Below are 25,293 nucleotides of genomic sequence, written 5' to 3' on the forward strand. Positions count from 1 at the left end.
CTGCTTGTATATGTTTGAATTTCAGATACTTAAATATACTCAAGTACACTGGTTCTATCTATATTCACCTCCCAATAATTCTACATTTTATTAATCGAACTCAGGTTCGTAATAATTCCGGTATTTTTTTGAGAATTGAATCATCAACCCCTTTATTCTTCCAGAAATTTCCCCATTTTCCGGTATACCATCTTTAGATTCTTTAATTATTCCTACAAAATCAATTGCTCCTGAAGTTTGTGAAATTTGGGCGGTAAAACTTATCCGTTTACTATTTAAGAACTCAGAATCAGATTCATTGTACCAATAAAAGCCATACCATATCCCTTCAATTTCAATATGTTGGGTTCGAAAAAATGAATGAGTTTTTTTAAAGAGACTTCTCACATTATTATAAGGTAAATTAAACAGAATGTTTCTATTTATGGAGTTAATGTCAACTGTGGAATTCACCATATTTCTTCAAGAGTTCTACGATTAGCTGATTCGAAACTCTGAAATTTGTTTCTAGCAATTTTTCAAGAACGGGTTTTAACGCTGGAATAAGACCTTCACTTTTGGCTTTTGCTAGTATTCCAAGAGTTCCTGTGAATTTCAATTTTAGCAATTTGGCTATTTTCCTCCCTTTTAAATCATCAAGAATTAAAGTTGAATCAGGGATTTCATGAGCTAAAGCGATTGCACTTGCCTCTCCTAGATCTAACTGAAGTTCAAGGGATTTTTTCAGATCTAGATTTTTCACTTTGATTACTTGAATCCAATCTGGCAAAGGATTACCAAATTCATAAACAATTTCAGGGGGCGTAATTATTTGGGAGTATAATTGACGTAGAAGGTCAAGTTGACCAATTTTGGTGAGGACAATTAGGCTGCTTGTGTCTGATATCACAATGCTGCTAGGCATTTGCAATATCAGAGTTTAAATCATCTATCGATTCACTAAAAAGTGAGACATTGTATTTGCCAAGAGTTTCGATGAAGGTTTGCTTAGACACACCAACCAACTCGGCAGCCTGTCCAGCAGAGAATTTTCCGTCCTCATATAGCTTTGATGCCAAAGCCATTAGATAATCATGTTCTGACAATTCAAAGCTTTCCGGCACTCTCAGTGTTATCGTCTTCATAGTGAAATTTACATAAAAATGTTCTTAAAAGTTTCAAAGATGTTAATATGGCCTTTCAGATTAGTTAGTTTCTTAAAAACTGATCTGACCACAATTTGTAATTCTAATTTGTTTTTACCTTAATCTCTTTAAACATCACCTCATTTTCACTCACTCTCAATTCTTTTCCACTCGAAGTAGTCACATTCTTTAGACTTACTTCCTTTGTCAGCACGTAAGGAAACTTTTCTTGGTAAGAATCATCTTTCATTTCTGGATTGAAATTTCCGAAAATAGCAGGGCCCTGATAGTCCTCAGGATGATTGGAATCGTCGATATGAAGATTTTCGATAGTGATCTGTTCTGGCATATAGCAGGTGTAGCCGAAATCATGCTGACCAGAATTGGAACCACTGATCAGTGATGCGCTGATTGGTCTGCTACCTGCAGGTACGAAGGTACAATCCCGGATAATTAACTTTCCTTGCCAAGTACTGCCATAGTCGGGGCGTAGATTGATAAGGCTTCTGCCACTGATGATACTATTCTCTACAGTAAATGTCCCACTGCCAATGGCATTGATTCCCATGTGACCGAGCGTTGAGTTGCGGATGGTGGCATTGGCTACGCCCATGTGTGCATCGAAGCGGGACAAGGTGCAGTTATCAAAAAGTAAGTTTTTGCTGAAATTTGAACCCATTATGCCCCAGAAGGTTCGGTCATCGATATCATTGGTCTGGCTACAATTAATAAAAGAAACATTCAAGGCTTTATTTACTATAATATCATAAGAACCCATAGAAACTGGCTTTCCAGCCGAACCAATGGTTTGGTAGGTTTTGTGTCCTGTCAGGATGGTGTTTTTCACAGTTACGTTGGTGCAGTTACTGATATTCAGAAAACCGCTATAAGGGGCACCTTGCTCTCCCTCGCCTTTGATGCGGTGTGCTAGACCATCCACGATAACACTGGAGCGCTGTATGGATATGTTTCGGCTGTAATAAGTGTATTTCGATTCCTCTTGATTTGCAATTGTGATAAAACGGCCTCCTGTGATATTGAGCGTTTTCTCGTCTATTGGAAGAGCAGTAATTTCTGTGATCTGGTCGAAGTCCCAAATAATAGGAGCATTCCTGTCAACATTGCCATCTTTATCAACCAGAAAAATATCTGTCTGGGGAGCCCCGTTGTTTTGGTTCGGGCCAAAACGAATGTATCTCATGGTTTTAGAATCAGTAACTGTAATCAATGAGCGAGCTGGTAATGCGATGTCGATTTTCTCCTGATTTTTCTTAAGCGAGGTTATTCCTTCGAGTTTATATGGGGCAAGGCGTGAACTGACCTTGAAAATAGGTGCAGTACGATTTTCTACTTCAGTATCGTCAATTAAGAATGATGCTGTCCCAAAATCGGTATCAGTTTGGATAATGGCTGTGCGATCCTTTCCACCAATGTAATACGTGGCTTCATCGTCGGCTTTCACCATCAGCCTATGTTGGTTGGCAAAGGAGTGGGCAGCAGTGATAGCATCCATATCATCAGTCTTGCCATCACCATTGGCACCGAAGTCACTGTAGTGAACTTCTCCCGCGGCTATTAATTTTGCTGCAAAATCAGGATTTGTAGATTGTCCAACTTGTATTTTATCTTTATCAGAAACCCAAAGCAGTGGAAATCTCACAGGCATATTTCGTATGACTTCAGGCGTATCAAAATCAGCATCGAGTGAATTCCAGAGTTTTAAGTATTTCTCCTGATCGTACGCCAATCCACCAAAAAGTAAGAAGGAATGTCGCACAGGCCAATTATCCCAATACATTACGTCTTTTTTGTAAGGCCAATAGTCTTTATCCACCACATAAGGGTAGAGATATGAGATCCCTAAGGCGAGTGATTTGCCGTCAGGAGTTTGGTAATTGAATAGGTTCTCGGTATCATCTGCATAAACCTGACAGAGCGTAGCCATAGCATCAAGGGTGAACAGAGAATAGCCATAAGATTTGGTGCGTTTGAGTTCTAGTGGGAAGCTGCCGTCGTCCGCCATTTGATCGGGGAGAAGCACCTTTTTATACATTTCTCTGCAATATTCCAGCACTTCTTGATTTCCGACAAGTCTTGCGAAAACCGCCGCTTGCATCGCCCAACACACACTGTGATTGTTGCCATGATCCCGTTCATCTATTCCATAAGGATGGGCTGTGATCCATTTCAGATACTCTGCAAACCAGTCTTTCATCTGCTGAATTTCTGAACTTGGAATTACTTCCGAGTCTTCCACGGCTTCGATTGCCTTGGCCACTTCCATAAGTTGGATCGTGTCGATGATACCAATGCCACGTCCTGTTACCTTGCCTTTGATGGCTTGGGCGTAGAGTAGATTTGGATTCATCTTTGTGCCTTCGTCTATGAACCATGCCTTGAGATGTGGGGCCAAAGCTTTAACATAGTCATCGTCATTAGTTACCAGGTATGCTGAAGCAAGTGCTCCGGAAATCTGACTTAAACGAATCATGGCTTCACGGTGCGCGGTGAAATTATCTGGATTGGTCAACCCGTCCCGCTGAATGTACGGGCCATCTGGATTTTTTGGGTCTAGCCACCAATAATCTCCTTCAGAATAGAAATCATGGATTCCCCCTGCACTTCGGGGACTGCTTTGGGCAGTCACAGTAATGGGTTTTAGGCTTTTATATTCTTCTGCAAGGCGGATAACTCTTGCTCGTTCATTTGCGAAATAGTCTGTTTCAGCGGCCCCGAACTGGTGGTGATTTATAAAAAAGGTGAATGCTAAAAGTAGGATATTAAGGTTTTGAATCATTTTGGATATGGGAATTAAAGCAGTCTTTAAGATGCAATTTATTCGGGTGATTTGAAAGTCAAACCTACCTCCTCAAGAGCCTCTTTTAGTTTAGGTATTGAGTTTTTTCCCATTCCATGAAGTAAGAGGATTTCCTTTTCAGTGAACTCTGCAAGTTTTTCCACTCTGTCAATTTGCTTTGACTCCAATGCTCGGCGGGCTGGATCGGAGAGTTTAGACATAAAACCTTCAGCGGGTTTTCTGTCTTTTTCGCATATCGGGCAAGTAGGACAATCACTGGTTTTATAAAATTGATGTCCTTTTTTGCAGGTTTTGAGGGGCATAGAAATGAGCTTTTCTTTTTAAATATAACATTATAAGTAATTCAAGTGGTCTGATAGAATTTAGATCCAGATGATTAGGGGAGTGCTGAAAACTTTGCTAAATTAAACTAGATACGATAACCTTTCGTATTTTTATATAAAACTATAAAGTCATGAAATCGAGCATGACGCAGGCGATACACCAAGGTATGTTTATCAACCATGCGAGATTCCATGTGACCTTAAAAATCAAAATATAAACACATGAAAGTCACTGCTTTAATTGAAGATGAATTGATCCAAGATGTGATGGAAATCTCAGGAGCTAAAAATATTACTGAAGCACTAAGAATTGCTTTGAAAGACTACCGATCCCGAAAACTAATGCGGAATTATTCTGATAGCATTGCAGCGGAGCCTTTGGAATTTACTTATGGCGCTCGGCAGATTCGTGATTTGAATCAGGAATGAATCGGGTATTGATTGATACTTCCGTCTGGATAGAGTTTTTTAAGGCAAACCCGCTATATTTTGAGACCTTCTTGGATGTCATTGATCGTGCGCAAATTTTCTCAATAGAATTGATTTTTGCAGAACTCATGCAAGGAGCAAAAGGCAAAAGGGAGATTGAAATGATTGATAGGTTTTTTGGGCAAATGATTATTCTGGATAGCCCTGGATTAATATATCAAGCGGGAATTTTTTCAAGAGAAAATAAGCTTTTGGATCGAGGAATAGGATTGATTGATTCTATTATTATTTCGACGTCAATAAGTCTTGACTTAGAAATATGGACTCTGGATAAGAAAATTTTAGGGTTTGTGGACAAGAAGTATGTTTTTTCAGGCTTTAGGTGATTTTCCGGTCAACCAGTTTTTTGACTAGCTGGTAGTTTTCCTTTTGATTTTTTGGAAATCATTCCCTAACTCATATGAAAGCTCCAGCCTTATGACAAGCAGAAGATCATTTCTCCATAAACTCAGTGCAGGAATAGCCATTCCAAGCTTAGTCTCCTTTAATTTTCCAACTCATATTACTCCAAAATCAATAAATCACTTTCTGCAAGGAGAAGAATTTTGGGGTGATTTACGTAAAAAATTTCCCTTGCAAGACAATAGGGTATACTTGAACAACGGAACCTTTGGACCTTCTCCAACTGTGGTTTTGGAAGCTTTGCAAAATTCCTTTGTCGAGACAAATACCAGAGGAGAATATGGTCATATTGAGTCTGAGCGGGAGAAGTTGGCTGCATTTGTGGGAATCAAAACTTCTGAGATTTCACTTACCCATAATACTACTGAGGGTATCAATATTATGGCTTGGGGACTTCCGCTGCAAACGGGAGATGAAGTGATTATCACCTTGCATGAGCATGTGGGGAATGCATTGCCTTGGCTAAATCGAGCAAAATTGCATGGAATTGTCTTGAAGCCTTTTGAGCCCAAAGCTACACAAGCAGAGAATCTGGACTTTATCAAAAGCCTTGTGACTCCCAAAACAAAAGTGATCGCAATACCACATATCACTTGCACCACAGGATTGGTTTTTCCGATCAAAGAGATTTCAGCTTTTGCTAGAAGAAAAGGGATATTTACTGCGATTGATGGAGCACATGGATCAGGAACATTTGATCTTAACCTGAAAGAACTGGGTTGTGACTTATATGCAAGCAGCTATCATAAATGGGTTTTGGGGCCAAATGGAACAGGATTTCTATATGTGAGGGAGGAGATTTTAGAACAAGTTCAAGCTTATCATGTTGGGGCATATTCTGATTTGGGTTGGGATATGCATCAAAACCCGCCAGAGTTCAAAGGCTATGTGCCTACTGCACATAGGTTTGACTATGGAAGCCAAAGTTTACCCATGATGGTAGGTGCTGTAGCAGCCACGAATTTCCATAGGGAAATAGGTAAAGGGAGAATTGAAAGCAGAGTACGGGAGCTAAATCAATACTTGTTTGAAGGGCTAGCTGAAATGAATTCGAAGTTGGCTATTTTAAGTCCTCGTGAGCCAGAATCCCGCATTAGTATGGTTACATTCAAACCGAAGAATATGGATTATCAGCAAGTTGCCGGTTTGATAAGCCAGGAAGGTTTTCGAATACGTCAGGTCCCCGAGAGTAAACTGGATGCGATTCGAATTTCCACTCATATCTACAACAGCAAGGAGGAAATAGACAACTTTCTAGCAGCGTCTAAAAGGATATTGAGTTAAGGTTTTTGCTTTTTGAGTTTTACTTTTTCTTCAACCTCAAGAAATCTAAACTGGCTAATTGCCATGATTAAATCAAGCGGTAAGGGTTTGTCCAGTGGGAATTGAATGGCACCTTTAGAAGTCACGTATTTCTTAAGTTCTTTTTTGAATTCGCTTACACCACTGTTCGTAGGATAAAAGCCGATGTGCTTTTTTGCAGCTGCGAAATAAACCAACACCTCAGAGGTTTTATATGCTGGCATATGGTAGCTGATTACTTCTTTGGCTTTAGGGATAGCCTTCAAGATAGTCGCCCGCATTTGCTCAAGCTTTTCCCGAATTTCAGGAGAGCACCAGCTAAGATATTCTTCTACGGAGGAGGGTTTTGCGTTCATCATGTTCTAAAGTAGTTAGCTATTAGATTTTAGGCTTTTATTCTCATAAAGTTTTAAAAATCAGTTTTTGACTTTAGTCTAGCTCATCTGCAGCAGGCACCAATTTAGCACTCAAATCCGGATCTTCCATGTCCTTATCCAAAGGGAACATAGGGCGATTGATACGCTTATAACCTAATCTCTCTAGATCCTGGTCTACTCCGCCAGGTGTTAGTGCCATAATCCAATCTGCTCGCATTTCATACAATTCAGGGACTAAATAGCCGATTTTCACTACTACGATATCAGCTTCTCGTGGTTTTAAACCAAGGTTTGTAAAGTCACTTTCGTTATGATATGGCTTGCGCTTTTTGGTCACGATCACATGGACTGAACCAACTTTCACGACAACCTCAACTTCCGCTACTCCGTCACCTTCTTTGATTGCTTCCACAGTTCCTTTCAGCATTACCGGAGGAGCAAATCTATCATCAATTGCCGCTCCCGCTGTGCCTTCTACTTTCCCACCTACTCCCGCTGCTATTGCTTTTTCTACGAAATCAGGACCCGGGATAGAAGCATAAATCAATGTTGGGCCATTTTCTGATTTGAATTCAGGTCTCTTTAGTATTTCTGTCAACGTCCAGGTTACATCTCCAGCTCCACCTGCAGTCGGATTATCCCCCATGTCGCTGATCATAAATGGCTTTTTGTCACTGGCAATCGCCATATCCAAACTTTCTTCCAAAGTAGCAACTGGCGCTACAAATTCAAATTCATTCCGAACATCCCAAAAATTCTGTGCAAGTTCCTCGGCTGACTCCGTCACAGCTTTTTCATCATCCCCAGTGACCATTACCACTGCATGATTTCGAGGTTCATCCGCCCAGGCATAGCCGATCCAAATCGCCGCATCGATTACGCCGTCTTTTTTGGTCATGGGATCTACTTTCGCATAGAGACTTTTACCGGGATCAATTCTGGTACTTGTTTTTTCGCCGGGTAGCAGGATCGGAACAGGGACCCAAGCTTTATAAGCAGGTTTTCCTTTTCCACTCTCTAATCGATCTATCATATTTTCCACTGCCCGTTGCTTCGATTCCAGCGCATCTTCATGAGGAGCCATTCTGTAGCAAGTGATCAGATCTGTGTTTTCAGCCAATCTCCAGGAGACATTTCCATGTAAATCCATAGAGGTTGAGATTAACGTTTTTGGCCCTACCACTTCACGGACCCGAATGATAAAATCCCCTTCCGGGTCATCCAATCCCACCACACTCATTGCACCATGAATATCGAAGAAAAGGCCATCGTAAGGCAGGTTTTCCTTAAGCATATCTAATGTTTTGCCTACAAGCTCTTCATAAGCTTCTCTAGTTACGATCCCCCCAGGAATGGCATGGCCTCTCAACGTAGGAAACCATTCTGCTCTTGCTCTATTTTCAGAAGCTGAATCCAGGAAGGGATAATAATTAAAAATATCTGCTCCTTCTCTGGTACGGAAGGCGGCCACATCACTGGTAGCAGGAGAAAAAGTGCTTGACTCTATCGCTAAGCCTGCGATGGCAATACGAGGGAACCTTGTTGAATCTTCCTTGGTGGAGCAGGATGTAGTATATAACAGGATAAATAGAAGAAGGGAAATGTAATTTCTCATGAGTTAGGGAGTGCTTTTGTTTTCCGATGAAAAGGATAGGTATACATTTACAGTGTTCAAGTTAAGATAGTATACCAAAACATTCACAAAAATTTCTAAGAATAGTTTGATTCTAATTTAATAATTTATGAAAAGCACTACGGTTTAACATTCTTCTGATTAGCCAATACCTGTGTGGTATGTGCAAATCTATCCAGCCAACCTCGGTGATCCTTTCGAATAAAAGTCACCATTACAGTTCCGAAAAACCATATGGCCAAGAAAAGTAGATATAGGAATAGATAGAGTTTATCGTCAAAGCGGGTGTCAATCAAGAACCTAGAAACTTCTCCCACTAAGAAAGGGAGAATCAAAAATATACCATATCTCGCGATCAGATCTTTATAAGTCAACTTAAGACCATCCATTCTGATAATCCGTATTCCGAGTAACTTTTTGCCCAAAGTCTGCCCATCGGTAATTTTACTAACGAAAATAAAATAGAAAAAAATGAGGCCTATTTTCATCAGAGATAGTAGCCATATATTTTCAGAAAGTCCCTCTATGATGTATGAGGCAAATAATATCACCAGTAGCGAGTCAACGAAAATAGCTAAGAATCGCTGAGTCAAGGTGACTTCTGACAGATTCATCAATGGTTTACGAGATACGTTTGGTAGTACGTTAGAATATCTAGCAATCACAAATCCAATAAAGCATCCAAAAGTATTGGTAATCAAATCATCTACTTCAAAATGCCTATATCTACAAGGGTACAATCCATAAAGGGCTGTGAGTTGAGTGATTTCAAAAAATAGCGAGGCCAAGAATCCAATCATAGCTGCTATGCCTGCATTTTTAATTTGAAATAGGTATCTAAGAAAGAAGCCAAGTGGCATCAGCAACAAGACATTGAATGCAGTAACCATAAAGGTTGAACTTTTTACAATACTAAAAAGTGAAATATTGCCCCGAACTTCTCTGAACGTATCTTTTACAAATCGAAACGGAAAGAAACTCGGGATGACTTTGCCAATTCTTCGTTCACAAAAACCTTCTGTAATCTCGGGAAGTGGAAGAACGGTTAGAAAGAATGCAGTCATTGCATAAAATGCGAAAATGTAGAATACTAAACTTCTGTTAAACTGCACATAGCCAGTTTTCCTATACTGGAAATAGACAAAGGGCACAATGCTTAACAAAGCTATCAAAGGAAAATAAAGAATTGAAGTTCGAATGGCTTCAAAATAATTGTTCATGAAATCTGTTTTTGCTGATGTAATGGACTGGAAGTTCCACCATCTTTCTTCCCATTTATCAAAAGAATGTTTTTCTGCAATAACCGATCCTTTTAGCTGAAGATTTGACCAATTGTAAATATATAGAATGTTAATTTTGGCAAATCAACTTAAATACTATGAAAGAGGATATCACTATTTCAGAAGCACAAGAGCAAGTAGATCAATGGATCAAAACAGTTGGGGTTCGCTATTTCAATGAGTTGACCAATATGACCATTTTGATGGAAGAAGTAGGGGAATTGGCGCGGATCATGTCCAGAACTTATGGAGAGCAATCTTTCAAAGAATCAGACAAAGGAAAGGATCTTGCGGATGAAATGGCGGATGTGATGTGGGTTCTGATTTGTCTAGCTAATCAAACGGGCGTGGACTTAACCGAAGCTATGAAAAAAAACTTCGAGAAAAAGAATATCAGGGACATTGATCGACACAGGAACAATGAGAAATTGAAATAAGAGAAACCTTACTTTTTGTCGTACAATCCCGTATTTCCTTTTTCCAGCAAAGGCAACAATTCAGCGACAATTTCAGGATTTTCTGCTGCAATATTCACTGACTCTAGAGGATCAGTCTGATGATCATACAATTCAATAGTTGGCTCAGCTTCTCTAAAGTATTTTGTGAGTCTATAGCGATCTGTACGCATAGATATTCCCTTGTTATAGTAAGAATAGGCTATGTTTCCCATCTGAGATTTTTTGGTTTTCAGCAAATTGGCAAAACTTTCTCCGTCCAATCCAGAATGACTCTCAATTCCTACCAATTCCATAAGTGTAGGATAAATATCCACAGATTCCACAATGGAATTATCAATTTTACTGACTTTAGATCCTGGGATTTTAAATATTAAGGCGCTGTTTAGTGCATTTTCAAAAAGCGTATGCTTCCCCCAAATCTGCTGTTCACCTAAGTGCCAACCATGATCTCCCCAAATGATCACAATGGTGTTTTGATCCAAATCTAGCGCTTTCAGCTCATCTAAGATCAACCCAATCTGCGCATCTGAATAACTAGCGGCAGCATAATACGCATGCTTGATTTTCCTGGCATAAGCTTCAGAAAGTTGCTTATTCACTCCGGCTTTTTCTTCACCAAGCGCATATTGGTTAAATTCACTGCTTGGCATCAGACTAGTGGTAGAAATATGTTGAGGTATTGCGGGATTTTTGGCCAGAGGAATATCTTCCTCATTATATAGATCCCAATATTTTTTGGGAGAGGTGAAAGGTAAGTGAGGCTTGAATAGTCCGACACCCAGAAAAAATGGCTCTGATTGATCCTTTAGTTTTCGTAGCGTTTTGATTGCCAATTGAGTAGTAAGTCCATCTGGATAGCCAAGATCATCTACTTCACCAGCTTCGTAAGGTTTGACTTGCTTTTTCATGCTTTCACGATTTCCCCCATCTGCATATCCTAAAAACGCATTCCAGCCAGTTCCCCATTTCCCACTATCGAAAAGTAATTCATCCCAACTATAAGGCAATTCTCTTTGCTCAGAAACCGCCTCTTCGTACCCGTAAACATAGCCATCTGTGGAATGGGAAATCTTCCCGATTCCTACAGTGTAATAGCCGTTTCTTCTGAGATGATGGATGAATGTTTCTGGTATTTCCGAGTCAGGTTTATTGGGGAATTCATCGAACATGATGTAATTACCCAATTCAGCTGTTCGGATAGGTCTTTTACCAGTGAGAAAAGCTGCACGGGACGCACCGCAAGTCGGAACCTGTACAAAGTGATTGATGAAACTTACTCCCTCGGATGCTAGTTTGTCGAGATTTGGAGTGATGATGGAGCTGTTCTCAAAATGTCCCAATTCAGCTCTCAAATCATCTACAGCAATAAAAAGGACATTGGGTTTATTTGTTTGGGCAAAGCTTGGCAAATAGCTTTGGCCTAGGAATATAATGACAATTGCCTTTTTTAAAAGTTTAAAATCCATGTTCACCTTTGTTTCAACAGCTTAAGCTAGTGTGTTTGCCGGTAAGATGAAAGGTGAATTGAAAAAGCCGAAAAAATAGATAAGAGGTGGTGAATACTTCACCACCTCTTATCTATTTTAATTCACCTCAGTCCACACGGAAACTGATCCTGGTGCGCAGTGAAAATCTGCCCAACCTGATTCATTTACCCAAACCTCATCGGGAATTTTCCCTAGCATATCTTTGAATTTCTTTCCAGCAAAGCGAGATCCGATTTCCATGGAAATTGTAGCACCATCAGCATTTGAAAGTACAACTGCACAGCCACCGTGTTCATCGTCTCCCTCACGTGTCCAGCCGATAGCATTTGGCTGATTGAAGTAATCCCGCTGTGTACCAAAAGCAAAATCTTTTCTTGCATAAAGTATGGGTTCTAATTCATCCACCCTATCGATAAATATCTCGTAATCCTTACCGTCTTCTCCTTTGTCCCAGTAGCTTGCACCGAAGAGATCAGGATAGAAAACGCAAGGGTATCCGTCTTGGCGGAGTAAAATCAAAGCATATGCTATGGGCTTAAACCATGATTCAACAGGCGCTTCTAGCGCTTGAAGTGGTTGAGTGTCGTGATTGTCTACTAAAGTGACCGCTAATTTTGGACTATGGGAAGCAAGTGATTTGGTGAAAATCTCTCTCATGTCAAACTGACTGCCCATTGTAGAGGCCCTATGAAAAGTATCCTGCAAAGCGGAATCGAATAAACTCATTGTGCCATCTGTAGCCTCAATATATTTTGTCAACAACTCTAGATTTCCTGGAGCCCAATATTCTCCAACAGCAAATATGTTTTTGCCTGTTCTCTCTCTGATGAAATAAAGTAGTTCCTTGAAATAGCCAGGCGCTATATGCTTTACTGCATCAAGTCTCACGCCGTCGTAATGGGTAAGTTCATGGAGCCAAAGTGCATATTTTAGAATTTCGTCTCTTACCGCTGGATTTCTAAAGTCAATGTCACAGAACATAAGGAAATCATAATTCCCCTTTTCGTCATCGACCATTTTCTCCCAATCGTCCCCATACTCGCTTAGCAGATTGAATATACCGTGCTCCTGATTGCGATGATCATAGTCTACACCAGTGAAGCAATGTCTATCCCAAATAAAATCCGAATAGATGCCATTTCTTCCGGGGAATTTAAATCGAGTATATGCCTCGATTTCAAAAGGTTCAGAAGTGTTTTTCAGACGATTTTCTTCTTTCACCCGCACGGCTTGTACTAATTCTGATTCATCTCCACCGGCTTTGTGGTTTAAAACAAAATCAACAATAACCTGAACGCCGCGATCATGCAATGCTTGAGTTGCTTCTAGGAATTCATCTTTAGTGCCATATTTAGTTCTTACACTTCCTTTCTGGTCAAATTCCCCCAAGTCGAATAGGTCGTAGGAATCATATCCTACGCTCATACCTCCAAGTTGTCCTTTGGAAGCTGGAGGAAGCCAAACGCTAGTGATTCCCAAATTCCCCAGATATTCTGCCTTCTCTTTTACTTCTTTCCAAAGCGTATCTTCTGGGGAATACCAATGGAAAAATTGCATCATTGTACCGTTTTTCATGTGTTTATAATTTTCTTTCAAAGGCCATAACCTGTCCCGTGACGAAGGAAACGGGATGGAATCTCGCATGGCAAATAATCATTCCTCTGTGTGTCGCTTCCGTCATGCTTGATTTCATAACTGAAAGTTGGGTGGTTTAGTGGTTAAGTTTAACGGTAAACGCCAAATCCAGTGGAGAGTTTAACTAATTCCTTGTGAGGCAATTAGTTGTTGAAAAATCGGTGAAATCAGGGGCAAAAAGCAAAAACCCAATAGGAATACTATTGGGTTTTTGAAGCGATGTTTTTTTGGTTTGGTTTTTACCAGCTTTCAATCGCTAACAAGGTCTCGTCCTCTACTTTTCCCACTAATGAAAACAGATCCAAAGTCAAGCAAAAGTCAATATCTGAATCGATGTTATGATTTTGAAGTCGTTTGGCGTGTGAAGCTTGGGATAGAAAACCTTTCAAATCATGACCTTCTTTCTCATATAGGGATTTCATTGCGATAGCCCCGTCATCCTCCGCATCATGAGTCGCTTCAAGGGCTTTTACCAATGCTCCGGCATAAAGTGAGTCCTCCAGATTGAATTTTCCTTTCCAACCCGCACAATGGATCAATACGTCCTTATTTCTAGATTGAATGTAATTGACAGTTGCTTGAAGATTAGGAAAAGCACCCACTAGGATTTCGTCAGCCCCAATAGATTTAGAAATTGCCAGTGTGCCATTAGTCGTCGTCATAGCGAGCTTTTGGTTTTGAAAATCACCAGAAAGATAGGCTAGTGGAGAGTTTCCTAATAGGAATCCCTCTGCTCTTATACCATTTCTTTCGCCTGCAATTAAATAACCTGCGGATGCCATGGCTCTACATTCTTCGAGGTCAGCGCAGGTCTTTATTTCAGAAATTCCATTTGCCAACGCTGCTACCATAGTGGACGTGGCGCGAAAAATATCAACCACTACTACCAGTTTGTCTTGCAGCTCATGCAAATGAATTAATTCCGGACTAAAGCAGATTTCTACTTGTTTCATCTGTTTACAATTGTTTTTCAAAGGTCATCCCATCCCGATAATTATCGGGAGCTATCGGGAGGGATCTTGCAGTTCTTAAAATCATCCTTCTGTGTGACGCTGAGTCATGCTCGATTTCATTTTTTGGCTTTCAATAGTGGGAGTTTTTCCACTTGAGCTTTAAGGTTCTTGTTTCTTACCTGTATGAAAATTTCCGTTCCAGCTTTACTGAAGTCAGTTTTCACATAACCTAAACCGATTCCTACGCTCATGCTTGGAGATTGTGTCCCTGAGGTTACTTCTCCGATCACTTCACCGGCAGCATCCACTATAAGATAATGACCTCTTGGAATACCTCTTTCCTGCATGACAAATCCTACCAATTTCTTTGAAACACCTGCTTCTTTCTGAGCTTTTAGTGCTTCAGAATTAGTGAAATCTTTGGTGAACTTGGTGATCCAACCCAAACCAGCTTCCAATGGAGATGTAGTATCTGTGATATCATTTCCGTATAGACAATAGCCCATTTCCATTCGGAGGGTGTCTCTTGCTCCAAGGCCGATTGGCTTGATGTCAAAATCTTTTCCAGCTTCGAAAATTGCCTTCCAAACCTTCTCAGCATCTTCATTTTTCACATAGATCTCAAAACCACCAGCTCCGGTATAGCCAGTTCCAGAAATAATCACATCCTGAACTCCGGCAAATTCTCCTACAGTGAAATGATAGAATTTCACATCAGAAAGGTTAATGGGGGTCAAGGCTTGTACTGCTTCAATAGCTTTTGGCCCCTGAATAGCAAAAAGTGAAATCTCGTCTGAGATATTAGTGAGCTTAGCACCCATGGTATTGTGCTTATTTACCCAATCCCAATCTTTGTCAATGTTTGACGCATTCACCACAAGCATGTATTTCTCGTCTTCAAATTTGTAAACGATCAGATCATCTACGATTCCTCCTGTTTCATTTGGAAAGCAGGAATACTGGGCTTGTCCATCAACAATTTTGGAAGCATCGTTTGAAGTAACTTTTTGGATCAGGTTTAAAGCCTCAGGGCCTTCTACCATGAATTCACCCATGTGGGAGACATCAAAAACGCCAACGCCATTTCTCACACAGAGGTGCTCTTCATTGTCAGAACTGTATCGCACAGGCATGTTGTAGCCTGCAAAAGGCACCATTTTGCCACCAAGGGCAACGTGCAAGTCATTGAGTTGGATTTTTTTGATTTGCTCTTCCATAATCTGGGTTAAATTTCTAGTGCGCAAAGGTAAGGATTGAGGTGAAAAATGTACTAAAAAAGGCAACCTGATGGGGTTGCCTTCTAATAAATTAGATAGAATTTCAGTTTACACGGAGAAGCTTTCTCCACATCCGCAGGTTCTACTTGCATTTGGATTGACAAATTGAAATCCTTTGCCGTTGAGTCCATCGGTAAATTCCAGCGTTGTCCCTGCTAGGTAAAGTAAGCTCTTCCTATCTACTAGGATTTTCACTCCTTTATCCTCAAAAACGTGATCTGTATCTACTTGTGCACCATCAAATCCCAAATCATACATCAGGCCTGAACAGCCGCCACCTTTCACCGAAACACGTATATTTTCATTTTCTGCGCGTCCTTCCTCTTTTTTGAGCTGTAGGATACGCTCTTTGGCTTTGTCAGAAACGATTATCATATCTTTACTTTGTCTTAAATTGAAGTATGGGGAAAACAGACATTTCCCTGAAAAGATTCATTGCAAATATAGCAAATTTAAACATGAGGAAAATTGAGCACATCGGCATAGCAGTGAGGGACCTGGAGAAATCCAATGCATTGTTTGCGAAACTACTGGGGAAGGGGCACTTCAAAACTGAGGAAGTGGAGGGAGAAAAAGTGTCTACATCTTTTTTTCAAGTAGGAGAAACCAAAGTTGAACTGCTTCAAGCGACAGATGAAGCAAGTCCGATTACCAAATACTTAGGAAGTAGATCTGAAGGGGTTCATCATATTGCATTTGATGTAGAGGATATTTTGGCTGAAGTAAAAAGGTTAAAAGATGCGGGTTTCGAAATCCTGAATGAAACGCCGAAACTAGGGGCAGACAATAAATTAGTGGTATTTTTGCATCCTAGAAGCACGAATGGGGTATTGATTGAGTTGTGTCAGGAGAGGGATTGACTTCACTATTCATCATTCATCATTATCAATTCAAAATTGGAAGATTTGAAAATTGGTTTCAGCAACATCGAATTGCGAAAAATTAGTTGATTTAAAACTTAGCGCCTCTGCGCCTTTACGGGAGGGAAAAATATGTCAGAAAATAGAACAGAAATAAGTGATTTGGGTGAGTTCGGCTTGATCGATCATCTGAATGAAAAAGTAATTATTAAAAATCCCAGTACACTAAAAGGTATTGGAGATGATGCCGCAGTGATTGAAGCTGGAGATATGGTCAAGGTTGTTACCACAGACCTATTGGTAGAAGGAGTACATTTTGATTTGTCCTATGCTCCTTTGCCTCACTTGGGTTTCAAGGCTGTTGCCGTGAATGTATCCGATGTAGCAGCTATGAATGCTGTTCCTAAGCAGGTCACTGTAAGTATTGCGCTTTCCAATCGGTTCTCTGTTGAAGCGATTGATGCCCTATATGAAGGTATTCATGCGGCATGTGAGCATTATGGTGTTGATCTGATCGGTGGAGATACTACTGCATCTAGGAGTGGTTTGGTGATCTCTGTGACTGCCATCGGTGAAGCTAAACCTGAGCAAATTTCTTATAGGTCAGGAGCAAAGGAAAATGATATCCTTTGTGTAACCGGTGATCTTGGTGCTGCCTTGGTTGGATTACAGGTTTTGGAGCGTGAAAAGGAAGTCTTTCTGGCCAATCCTGATATGGAGCCAGACTTGGGGAAATATACCTTAGTGACTGCTCGTCAGCTTAAGCCGGATGCCCGAGTGGATATTATCCATGAACTTCGTGAGGTGGAAGTAGTGCCTACCAGTATGATGGATATTTCGGATGGGCTGGCTTCTGAGATTTTCCATATCTGCAAAGCTTCTGGAGTGGGAGCGATGATCTATGAAGATAAGCTACCAATCGATAAACAGACTTTTGATACTGCTGTGGAGTTAGGTCTTGATCCGATCACCTGTGTGATGAATGGAGGAGAAGATTATGAATTGCTATTCACTATTGATCAGAAAGACTTTGCGAAGCTAGAAAAGCATCCCGATATCCACTTCATCGGACATATCACCAAGGCAGAAGAAGGCAAATTCCTAGTTACAAAAAGTGGAACTGCTGTGCAAATCAAAGCTCAAGGCTGGAAGCACTTTTGAAAATTAAAAAAAATACTCTGGTTCAAGTCTTCAGACTTGGACCTTGCCATATCTTAAGGATTCTTAAAAAAAACTCTTCAAAATTAATTGAAGAGGTTTTTTTATAATTTAGAATCTAATTCGGATTAACCGATAGATACTCTTTTGAATGCAGAAACAGTCATTCCTTTGCTGATACCATCAAGGTATTGAGCTATAGTTTTGTTATTGTCTTTTACAAAAGACTGGCTCAACAAGGTATTTTCTTTGTAGAACTTGTTCAGTTTGCCCAAAGCGATTTTTTCAAGCATTTCTTCAGGTTTGCCTTCAGCTCTTGCTTGCTCTTTTCCTACTTCGATTTCTCTTTCTACTACGGAAGAGTCCACTCCGTCTTTATCAAGAGCCACTGGATTCATGGCAGCAATTTGCATTGCAACGTCTTTACCAGCTTCTTCTACGTCAGTTCCGGCCGTGTTAGTCAATCCTACCAATACACCTAATTTACCATTAGAGTGGATGTAAGGAACTACTGTTTCAGCTTCGATGATTTCGAAATGAGACACTTCGATTTTCTCACCTATTTTGCCAGTCATTTCAACGATTTTCTCAGCAACAGTTATGTTTTCGATAGGAAGTGCATAAAGTTCTTCAACAGAAGAAGCACCTTTTGCTACTGCAAGATCTAGCAACTCATTAGCAAAGCTTACGAATCCATCATTTTTAGCTACGAAGTCAGTTTCACAAGTCAATGTAAGCAATACGCCTTTAGCACCATTTTCAGACACTTTAGTTACAGCTACACCTTCTTTAGTCTCACGATCAGCTCTGGAAGCAGATACTTTTTGACCTTTCTTTCTGAGGATGTCAACAGCTTTTTCGAAATCGCCTTCTGATTCTGTCAAAGCTTTTTTGCAATCCATCATACCGGCACCGGTCATTTGTCTCAATTTGTTTACTTCTTGTGCAGTAATTGCCATTGTGTTATCAGTTTAAAATAAAACGGGATAAATTTTTTGGAACCTTAGGGTTGCTTCCGGAAGAAAGCAAATGCCCGAAGGATTATTATAGATACTTCTCGGTGGCTGGCACCTCGAAGGATAGGATAAAACAAAAAAATTGAACATAGGCCGAAACCTGATGTTCAATTTTTATTTATTTCAAATCAAGGTGTGGATTATTCTTTTGTTTCGGCGTCCACAGCTTTCTTAGCCTCTTCCTCTTCAGAAAGTTTAGCTTCTTCTTTGTCTTTCTTACGCTCTGAAAGACCTTCTTCGATTGCTGTGCCGAACGCTTTAACTAGTAAAGAAACGGACTTGAAAGCATCGTCATTAGCAGGGATTGGGAAATCTACCTCGTTCGGGTTAGAGTTCGTATCTACTAATGCGAAAACAGGGATACCAAGCTTTTTCGCCTCAGCAATTGCAATGTGTTCTCTTTTGATGTCCACGATGAAAAGTGCAGCAGGTAGTCTGCTCAAGTCAGCGATACCGCCAAGAACATCTTCCATTTTGTCTTTCTGACGGGAAACCATCAAACGCTCTTTTTTCGCAAGGTTCTTGTAAGCTTCCTCTTTCATCAATTTGTCCAAACCGGACATTTTCTTCAATGATTTACGGATAGTCGCGAAGTTGGTCAACATACCACCTAACCATCTTTCAGTTACGAAAGGCATGTTAAGTCTTTTCGCTTCAGTAGCTACAAGATCTTTCGCTTGCTTCTTAGTAGCAACGAACATCACTTTTTTGCCTGAACGTACGATTTGCTTGATTGCGTTAGATGCTTCGTCGAGGCATACAAGCGTTTTGTTAAGATCGATAATGTGGATACCATTTTTCTCCATGAAAATGTATGGAGACATTCTTGGATCCCACTTTCTCGTCAAGTGTCCGAAGTGAACACCAGCATCTAGTAAGTCTTTATATTCTAATTTTGCCATTATAAAATGTGTTTTTCTATATAAGGAAGAACCTCCAGATTAACGTTTAGAGAACTGGAACTTTCTTCTTGCTTTTCTACGTCCTGGCTTCTTACGTTCTACCATTCTTGGATCACGAGTAAGGAAGCCTTCTTTTTTCAATGCAGGTCTGTGTTCAGCATCGAATTCGCACAGAGCTCTAGAAATAGCCATACGGGCTGCTTCTGCCTGACCTGTGATTCCTCCTCCGTCTACATTGATCTTGATGTCGTAATTGCCATCCACGCCTACTAGAGCTAATGGCTGCTTCACTACGATCCTGTGCAGTTCGAATGGGAAGTAAACTTCCAAAGATCTGTTGTTTACGGTGATTTCACCTTTTCCCGGAGCCATGTAAATTCTGGCTACAGAGGTTTTTCTTCTACCGATTTTGTTGATCATTTCCATGATAGACAATTAAAGAGTGATGGCTTTAGGCTGTTGTGCAGTATGCGGATGCTCAGATCCTTCATACACGTACAAGTTGCCGTATAATTTTCTTCCCAATCTGTTTTTAGGCAACATGCCTCGTACAGCTTTCTCGATCAAGATTGTTGAAGATTTCTCTTTCAATAGTCTTGGCGTAGAAATACGCTGTCCACCCGGATAGCCAGTGTGTCTCACATAAACTTTGGAGTCCCACTTGTCACCGGTTAATCTGATTTTGTCTGTATTGATTACAATGACATTGTCACCGCAATCAACGTGAGGAGTGAAGCTTGGCTTCGTCTTACCTCTTAAGATTTTTGCTACCTCACTAGCCAATCTACCTAAAACTGCAGCTTGGGCATCCACTACCACCCATTGCTTTTCTACAGTTGCGGCATTGGCTGATACGGTCTTATAGCTCAAAGTATCCACTGTGTAACTGTTTAATATTTAGCTTGTTAAATTTATTTCACCCTCAAAAAGGGACACAAAGATAGGAGTATTTTATTTTTGATGCAAAATATTTCCAATACTAAGTCCTAATTTTCACAGGCTTAGCATTTTACAACCAATCAAAATTGGGTAATTCTTCCGTTTTTTCGATGGAAATTTCTTAGCTGGTTTTCTCTAGTTGATTGACCAAAACCTTGAAATCCTTCGGATAAGGCGCATTCACGAATATTTCCGTGCCGTCCAAACCCTCAAATCCAATCGAATAAGCATGAAGTGAAACCCGCTGCATAATTGGTAATTCTTCTGTCTCTTTTTTTAAATTGAAGCGACGCTTGATAGAAGAAAGGTATAAAGGGTTGCCGCCGTATAAGGTGTCTCCGCAAATGGGCGACTTGAGGTAAGCCAAATGAACTCTAATCTGATGCAGTCTCCCAGTGATGGGTTTGCACTCGACTAGCGTATGTGCGTAGTAGGTCTTCAACGTATTGAAAATTGTCTGCGCTGGCTTGCCGTCTTTGCTTACTTTGGCGATTCCTTTGTTGTTGGCTAAAAGATTTCGGTCCACCAGCTCATCGCTGAATTCCTTAATTCCTTCCACCACTGCATGATAGACTTTGTTAACTTTTCTGCTTTCAAACTGCATGGCCAAATGCCTGTAGGCCGCTGGATTCTTGGCAATCACTAGACATCCTGATGTTTCCTTATCCAATCTATGACACAGTTGGGAATCGGGGGTGTGTGTCTTGGCTAAGTCTAGGATGTTCTGCGCTTCGTGCCTATCGTCTAAGCTTGATAGATACGGCGGTTTATTGATTACCAGGTAATCCTCGTTTTCAAACAGAATAAGATTTTCAAAATCTACTTTCTTCATGGATTCTCCTGCCTCTTCAATTGAGGCTGCAAAAGTATAGAAAAAAGGATGGCTAAAAAACTTCTGTGGGTTTTATTATTAGGGAGTTATCACTTTAAGTTTTTCTTGGGGAGAATCGATTTTCACCAAAGGAAGTGAAAAGCTGAAAATAGATCCTTTGCCCACCGTTGAACTAACGGAAATCTTACTTTTATGACCTTCCAAGATGTGCTTTACTATAGCTAATCCTAAGCCGGTGCCGCCTTCTTTTTTGTTTCTGCTTTTCTCAACACGATAGAATCGCTCAAAGATTCGCTTTAAATCTTCTGGAGGAATCCCCTGACCATCGTCTTTTACATCTACTTGGATGCTATTTTTGTGTGTAGTCATGGAGACTTTTATTCCACCGCCATTTTGATTGTATTTCATGGCGTTGAAAATCAAGTTTTGGCATACACGATAAATCTTTTGTCTATCACCATTCGTCAGGTAATGCTTATCAGGCTGCACATCAAATTCAATGTGCATGTCGCGCTTAGAAGCCTTGTGCTCTAGTTCCTCCATTACTTCTTCTAAGAGCTCTTTCAGGTCAAAGTCAGTGAAATTGAATTTGATCACACCACTTTCCATCTGATTAAGTGTCAGGAGATCCTGTACTAATATGTCTAATGAATCTAAGCTTTTGGCAGCCCGCTTGAGAAATCTCATTCTTACTTGCTTGTCGTCAATGGCTCCATCCAAAAGCGTATGGATATATCCTTGCGTTGCGAAAATCGGAGTTTTTAATTCATGGGAAATATCAGCGATAAATTCTCTTCGGAATACAGCGTTTTTCTGTAAGGTGTCAATTTCTTTTTGTCGGGCTATAGCGTAGGAATTGATGACTTTATTGATTTTTCGCAAGGGAGAAATAGATCCTTTGCTTGATTTTTCACTGATTTCAGAGAGGTCTTTTCGCTGGATTTTTTCAAGAAGGGAATAGATATCCCCAATTTCCTTGAAAATCAAAAATTCAAGCATGAATGAAATCAGCAAATAGGAAGATGAAAACGATACACCCCAGGCTACAAAGAGCAAGATGGGTGTGGCACCATCGATTAATGACAAAAAAGCCGCCACCAAAGCCGAAATGGCTAAAGCCAAGATCAAAGAAATCCCTTTGGAAGTGGTAAACATTTATTGCCCTAATTCGAATTTATAGCCTACACCTTTTACAGTAGTGATGTAGTCTTCTCCGATTTTCTCACGCACTTTTCTGATATGCACATCTACAGTTCTAGCCAATACGAACACATCTGCACCCCAGATATTCTGAAGAAGTTCATCTCTACTGAAAACTATATTAGGGTTTTTGGCCAGGAAATACAAAAGCTCGAATTCTTTCTTCGGAAGGGTGATCGTCTTTCCAGCTTTATCTATAGTATAGCTGCCTCGGTCAATTATAAGGTCTCTGATTTTGATTTGAATCTGCTCTTGTTCTTTTTTGGACTCACGTCTAAATAGTGCTGAAATTCTACTCATCAGAGCTCGTGGCTTGATAGGCTTAGTGATGTAATCATCTGCTCCCACATCAAAGGCCGCCACTTCAGAATATTCTTCCATGCGTGCCGTCAGAAAAATGATAAACGTATTCTTGAGTTCGGTGATCTGTCTGATCTGAAGGCAAGTTTCTACACCATCCTGATTAGGCATCATGATGTCCAGCAGAATCACATCGGGTAAAAATTTGGCAGCGATCTTTACCGCTTTCATTCCATCTTCCGCAGTCGCTACCTCATAGCCTTCTTTTTGGAGATTGTATTTCAGGATTTCAACAATATCAGGTTCGTCGTCAACTACCAGAACTTTGATTTTTTGCTTATCGCTCATCAGTGATTTCTTAATGTTTGGATCAAAATTAAGGAATATTTAAGGATTGAAGCCAAATAAAAGATTGCCAATGATGCTGCGCTTCAGCGAAAAGGACAAGGATATTTGGCAAATGCAGCACAATGTTACCTTTATGTTATGTGATTTAGAATTAATTATTTTTCAAACCCTTCGCCGAAATGATATCTAAATTCAATGAGCCGATGAAGAGGTTGGCCTTGATTTTTACAGGTATTTTGTTCTGATCCTTTGTTACCCAGACCTTCACTGGGAATTCTCCTCTGAAAAGTTTGTTCTTCGGCAATTGAGGTGAAAAAATATAAGTTTCTTTCTCGCCAAGGTTGGTGTCTAAGGTTTCAGTCCCCTCGTAGATTAACTTTATGTTATATATTTCTTTATCAAAGAATCCCCTGATTTCTATGGATTCTCCCTGCTTCATATCTTTCAAATCCTGTGATCTCAGGAAATAAAAGCCGCTTACCAGATCTTGCACTTGACCAGGCAAATCAAAATCCTTTGTTTGTTTCAGGTTTCTATTCTCTCTGTCAAAAAGCTTCATAGTAGCTTTCTTATTTCTTTGGTCAAAGTGGACGAACTCGTGTTTTCTGTATTTTCCCTCCTCGATATGTCTATAGGATAAAGATGGTAACATGGTTTCCCCATCGAGGTAAGTACCCCAGTTGTCATTTACCTTCCCAAAAATAGTTGCGGCCCCTTTGGTCTTGCCGTACACATCTATTTTATAGTGCGGTTTATCATTCTGATCTTGCGGCCTTTTAGCAATCTGAAGTTTAGCTTCGGCAAGATTCAACCATCCATAGGAAACCTCAAAGGATAATTCCTCTCCATAAGTAAAAGGGTGACTGCCCGCTGAATCTTGTGCAGACAGATCAGAATGGGTTAGAATAATAAGAAGTATAAGTGATCCGAGGATTCTTTTCATAAATTATAATGACAATACCTGACGAAAAGGGCAGAATTCCATAGGTATTACGAAAAAGCGTGCCGAAAGGCGATTAAAATTACGAATATAGTATCCTAAAACAATAGACAAGTCCACCTTGGTAATGGTCTGTTGTTTATTTACTTTCACTTATCAATTGATTTTACAAATACAAAACGCATGAGTAACAACGCCGAAAAACTAAAAGCCTTGCAGCTTACTATAGATAAGTTGGAGAAAACTTACGGAAAGGGCACCGTAATGAAGCTTAGTGACAATAAAGTAGTAGATATCCCAGCTATATCTACAGGCTCTTTGGGGTTGGATATTGCTTTAGGTATAGGAGGCATACCTCGTGGCCGAGTAATTGAAATATATGGGCCTGAGTCTTCTGGTAAAACTACGTTGACTTTACATTGTATTGCTGAGGCTCAAAAGGCTGGTGGCTTAGCGGCTTTCATTGATGCAGAGCATGCTTTTGATAAGAGCTATGCCGAAAAGCTGGGGATTGACACAGAGAATCTTCTGATCTCTCAGCCAGATAATGGGGAGCAGGCACTTGAGATCGCTGAGCATTTGATCCGATCTGGAGCAATTGATATTATTGTAATTGATTCCGTAGCTGCATTGGTACCTAAAGGTGAACTGGAAGGCGAAATGGGCGACAGCAAAATGGGCTTACAGGCCAGGTTGATGTCTCAGGCTTTGCGAAAGCTAACAGGAGCGATCAACAAGACAGGATGTTCCTGTATTTTCATTAACCAGCTTCGTGAGAAGATCGGTGTAATGTTCGGTAATCCTGAGACCACCACTGGTGGTAATGCACTGAAATTCTATGCCTCGGTTAGATTAGATATCCGCAGAATTGGTCAGATTAAAGAAAGTGCTGACAATATCCTTGGTAACAGAACGAAGGTGAAAGTTGTGAAAAATAAAGTAGCTCCTCCATTCAAAGTTGTAGAATTTGACATCATGTATGGGCAAGGTATTTCCAAGGTGGGAGAAATCATTGACCTTGGTGTTGAGTTGGATATCATCAAAAAGGCTGGTTCTTGGTTCTCCTATAATGGCGAGAAACTTGGTCAGGGCCGTGAATCTGTAAAAACCCTTCTATTGGATAATCCTGAATTGATGGAAGAACTTGAGGTGAAGATCAAAACAGCTTCCGGGTTATCATCAAAAGGAGCAGCTAAAGTTGTGGAGCAAGAATAAGCTTTTTCGATTTTCACAATTCTGC

Annotated in this window: 27 protein-coding genes and 1 pseudogene; 7 read left to right on the top strand and 21 right to left on the bottom strand. The window is 40.3% G+C overall.

Annotated features, from left to right (window positions below):
- Positions 1-436: 436 nt before the first annotated feature.
- From SYJ56_RS20585 to SYJ56_RS20605, 5 genes and pseudogenes are all read right to left on the bottom strand, one after another.
- Complete coding sequence (locus tag SYJ56_RS20585; RefSeq protein WP_323837462.1) at positions 437-904, bottom strand: PIN domain-containing protein; 468 nt, start codon at positions 902-904, stop codon at positions 437-439.
- Positions 897-1,124 carry a UPF0175 family protein gene (locus SYJ56_RS20590; protein WP_323826224.1) on the bottom strand — a complete coding sequence of 76 codons (228 nt, stop codon included), beginning with the start codon at positions 1,122-1,124 and terminating at the stop codon, positions 897-899. The genes SYJ56_RS20585 and SYJ56_RS20590 overlap by 8 nt, the downstream gene beginning before the upstream one ends.
- 103 nt (positions 1,125-1,227) lie before the next feature.
- Entirely contained in the window at positions 1,228-2,790 is a 1,563-nt protein-coding gene (locus SYJ56_RS20595) for a hypothetical protein (RefSeq protein ID WP_416377823.1), read from the bottom strand.
- Positions 2,791-2,952: 162 nt separating this feature from the next.
- Positions 2,953-3,921, bottom strand: a pseudogene (locus tag SYJ56_RS20600) (alginate lyase family protein); the annotation flags it as partial.
- A gap of 38 nt (positions 3,922-3,959) precedes the next feature.
- A complete protein-coding gene (locus SYJ56_RS20605; protein WP_323837464.1) occupies positions 3,960-4,244 on the bottom strand; it encodes an RNA polymerase alpha subunit C-terminal domain-containing protein in 285 nt (94 codons plus the stop codon).
- A gap of 243 nt (positions 4,245-4,487) precedes the next feature.
- On the opposite strand from SYJ56_RS20605, the gene SYJ56_RS20610 reads away from it, so the two are divergent.
- The 3 genes from SYJ56_RS20610 (at position 4,488) to SYJ56_RS20620 (ending at position 6,440) form a co-directional block, all read left to right on the top strand.
- Positions 4,488-4,694, top strand: a complete 207-nt coding sequence (locus tag SYJ56_RS20610; RefSeq protein ID WP_323837466.1) for a type II toxin-antitoxin system VapB family antitoxin — start codon at positions 4,488-4,490, stop codon at positions 4,692-4,694.
- On the top strand, positions 4,691-5,080 hold the full coding sequence (locus SYJ56_RS20615) for a PIN domain-containing protein (protein WP_323837468.1): 390 nt from the start codon (positions 4,691-4,693) through the stop codon (positions 5,078-5,080). Before SYJ56_RS20610 ends, SYJ56_RS20615 begins: the two co-directional genes overlap by 4 nt.
- A 91-nt stretch (positions 5,081-5,171) precedes the next feature.
- Positions 5,172-6,440: an aminotransferase class V-fold PLP-dependent enzyme gene (locus SYJ56_RS20620; RefSeq protein WP_323837470.1), complete on the top strand. Its 1,269-nt coding sequence runs from the start codon at positions 5,172-5,174 to the stop codon at positions 6,438-6,440.
- On the opposite strand, the gene SYJ56_RS20625 is transcribed toward SYJ56_RS20620, so the two are convergent.
- From SYJ56_RS20625 to SYJ56_RS20635, 3 genes are all read right to left on the bottom strand, one after another.
- Positions 6,437-6,817 carry an iron chaperone gene (locus SYJ56_RS20625; RefSeq protein WP_323837472.1) on the bottom strand — a complete coding sequence of 127 codons (381 nt, stop codon included), beginning with the start codon at positions 6,815-6,817 and terminating at the stop codon, positions 6,437-6,439. The genes SYJ56_RS20620 and SYJ56_RS20625 overlap by 4 nt on opposite strands.
- A gap of 70 nt (positions 6,818-6,887) precedes the next feature.
- Positions 6,888-8,450 (bottom strand): M81 family metallopeptidase, encoded by a 1,563-nt coding sequence (locus SYJ56_RS20630; RefSeq protein WP_323837474.1) that lies wholly within the window; start codon positions 8,448-8,450, stop codon positions 6,888-6,890.
- Positions 8,451-8,587: 137 nt separating this feature from the next.
- Entirely contained in the window at positions 8,588-9,688 is a 1,101-nt protein-coding gene (locus tag SYJ56_RS20635; protein WP_323837476.1) for a VanZ family protein, read from the bottom strand.
- Positions 9,689-9,846: 158 nt separating this feature from the next.
- Here SYJ56_RS20635 and SYJ56_RS20640 point away from each other — a divergent pair, with 158 nt between their 5' ends.
- Entirely contained in the window at positions 9,847-10,185 is a 339-nt protein-coding gene (locus SYJ56_RS20640; RefSeq protein WP_323837478.1) for a nucleotide pyrophosphohydrolase, read from the top strand.
- An 8-nt stretch (positions 10,186-10,193) separates the two neighbouring features.
- On the opposite strand, the gene SYJ56_RS20645 is transcribed toward SYJ56_RS20640, so the two are convergent.
- The 5 genes from SYJ56_RS20645 to SYJ56_RS20665 form a co-directional block, all read right to left on the bottom strand.
- Positions 10,194-11,672 (bottom strand): sulfatase, encoded by a 1,479-nt coding sequence (locus tag SYJ56_RS20645; protein WP_323837480.1) that lies wholly within the window; start codon positions 11,670-11,672, stop codon positions 10,194-10,196.
- Positions 11,673-11,789: 117 nt separating this feature from the next.
- A complete protein-coding gene (locus tag SYJ56_RS20650; protein WP_323837482.1) occupies positions 11,790-13,268 on the bottom strand; it encodes an alpha-amylase in 1,479 nt (492 codons plus the stop codon).
- 299 nt (positions 13,269-13,567) lie between these two features.
- Positions 13,568-14,281: a 2-phosphosulfolactate phosphatase gene (locus tag SYJ56_RS20655; RefSeq protein WP_323837483.1), complete on the bottom strand. Its 714-nt coding sequence runs from the start codon at positions 14,279-14,281 to the stop codon at positions 13,568-13,570.
- A 116-nt stretch (positions 14,282-14,397) separates the two neighbouring features.
- Positions 14,398-15,498, bottom strand: a complete 1,101-nt coding sequence (gene gcvT, locus SYJ56_RS20660; RefSeq protein WP_323837484.1) for a glycine cleavage system aminomethyltransferase GcvT — start codon at positions 15,496-15,498, stop codon at positions 14,398-14,400.
- A gap of 108 nt (positions 15,499-15,606) precedes the next feature.
- Positions 15,607-15,933, bottom strand: coding sequence for a HesB/IscA family protein (locus SYJ56_RS20665; protein WP_323837485.1), 327 nt, complete (start codon positions 15,931-15,933; stop codon positions 15,607-15,609).
- A gap of 83 nt (positions 15,934-16,016) precedes the next feature.
- On the opposite strand from SYJ56_RS20665, the gene mce reads away from it, so the two are divergent.
- Together mce and thiL are read left to right on the top strand one after the other, a co-directional pair.
- Entirely contained in the window at positions 16,017-16,418 is a 402-nt protein-coding gene (gene mce / locus SYJ56_RS20670) for a methylmalonyl-CoA epimerase (protein ID WP_323837487.1), read from the top strand.
- 132 nt (positions 16,419-16,550) lie between these two features.
- Positions 16,551-17,579: a thiamine-phosphate kinase gene (thiL, locus tag SYJ56_RS20675; RefSeq protein ID WP_323837489.1), complete on the top strand. Its 1,029-nt coding sequence runs from the start codon at positions 16,551-16,553 to the stop codon at positions 17,577-17,579.
- A gap of 125 nt (positions 17,580-17,704) precedes the next feature.
- On the opposite strand, the gene tsf is transcribed toward thiL, so the two are convergent.
- The 8 genes from tsf to SYJ56_RS20715 form a co-directional block, all read right to left on the bottom strand.
- On the bottom strand, positions 17,705-18,535 hold the full coding sequence (gene tsf, locus SYJ56_RS20680) for a translation elongation factor Ts (RefSeq protein ID WP_323837491.1): 831 nt from the start codon (positions 18,533-18,535) through the stop codon (positions 17,705-17,707).
- Between the two features lie 197 nt (positions 18,536-18,732).
- Positions 18,733-19,494 carry a 30S ribosomal protein S2 gene (rpsB, locus tag SYJ56_RS20685; protein ID WP_323837493.1) on the bottom strand — a complete coding sequence of 254 codons (762 nt, stop codon included), beginning with the start codon at positions 19,492-19,494 and terminating at the stop codon, positions 18,733-18,735.
- 39 nt (positions 19,495-19,533) lie between these two features.
- Positions 19,534-19,920, bottom strand: a complete 387-nt coding sequence (rpsI, locus tag SYJ56_RS20690) for a 30S ribosomal protein S9 (RefSeq protein WP_323837495.1) — start codon at positions 19,918-19,920, stop codon at positions 19,534-19,536.
- A 9-nt stretch (positions 19,921-19,929) separates the two neighbouring features.
- On the bottom strand, positions 19,930-20,373 hold the full coding sequence (gene rplM, locus SYJ56_RS20695; protein ID WP_086542575.1) for a 50S ribosomal protein L13: 444 nt from the start codon (positions 20,371-20,373) through the stop codon (positions 19,930-19,932).
- Between the two features lie 181 nt (positions 20,374-20,554).
- A complete protein-coding gene (locus tag SYJ56_RS20700) occupies positions 20,555-21,265 on the bottom strand; it encodes an RluA family pseudouridine synthase (RefSeq protein WP_323837497.1) in 711 nt (236 codons plus the stop codon).
- A 78-nt stretch (positions 21,266-21,343) separates the two neighbouring features.
- Entirely contained in the window at positions 21,344-22,420 is a 1,077-nt protein-coding gene (locus tag SYJ56_RS20705) for a sensor histidine kinase (RefSeq protein ID WP_323837499.1), read from the bottom strand.
- Positions 22,421-23,113 carry a response regulator transcription factor gene (locus SYJ56_RS20710; RefSeq protein WP_323837501.1) on the bottom strand — a complete coding sequence of 231 codons (693 nt, stop codon included), beginning with the start codon at positions 23,111-23,113 and terminating at the stop codon, positions 22,421-22,423.
- Positions 23,114-23,264: 151 nt separating this feature from the next.
- Positions 23,265-24,056 (bottom strand): DUF3108 domain-containing protein, encoded by a 792-nt coding sequence (locus tag SYJ56_RS20715; RefSeq protein ID WP_323837503.1) that lies wholly within the window; start codon positions 24,054-24,056, stop codon positions 23,265-23,267.
- A gap of 180 nt (positions 24,057-24,236) precedes the next feature.
- On the opposite strand from SYJ56_RS20715, the gene recA reads away from it, so the two are divergent.
- Positions 24,237-25,268: a recombinase RecA gene (recA, locus tag SYJ56_RS20720; RefSeq protein ID WP_323837505.1), complete on the top strand. Its 1,032-nt coding sequence runs from the start codon at positions 24,237-24,239 to the stop codon at positions 25,266-25,268.
- Positions 25,269-25,293: the final 25 nt, after the last annotated feature.

Origin of the sequence: Algoriphagus aurantiacus, from assembly GCF_035156405.1 — a bacterium.
GTDB lineage: Bacteria > Bacteroidota > Bacteroidia > Cytophagales > Cyclobacteriaceae > Algoriphagus > Algoriphagus aurantiacus.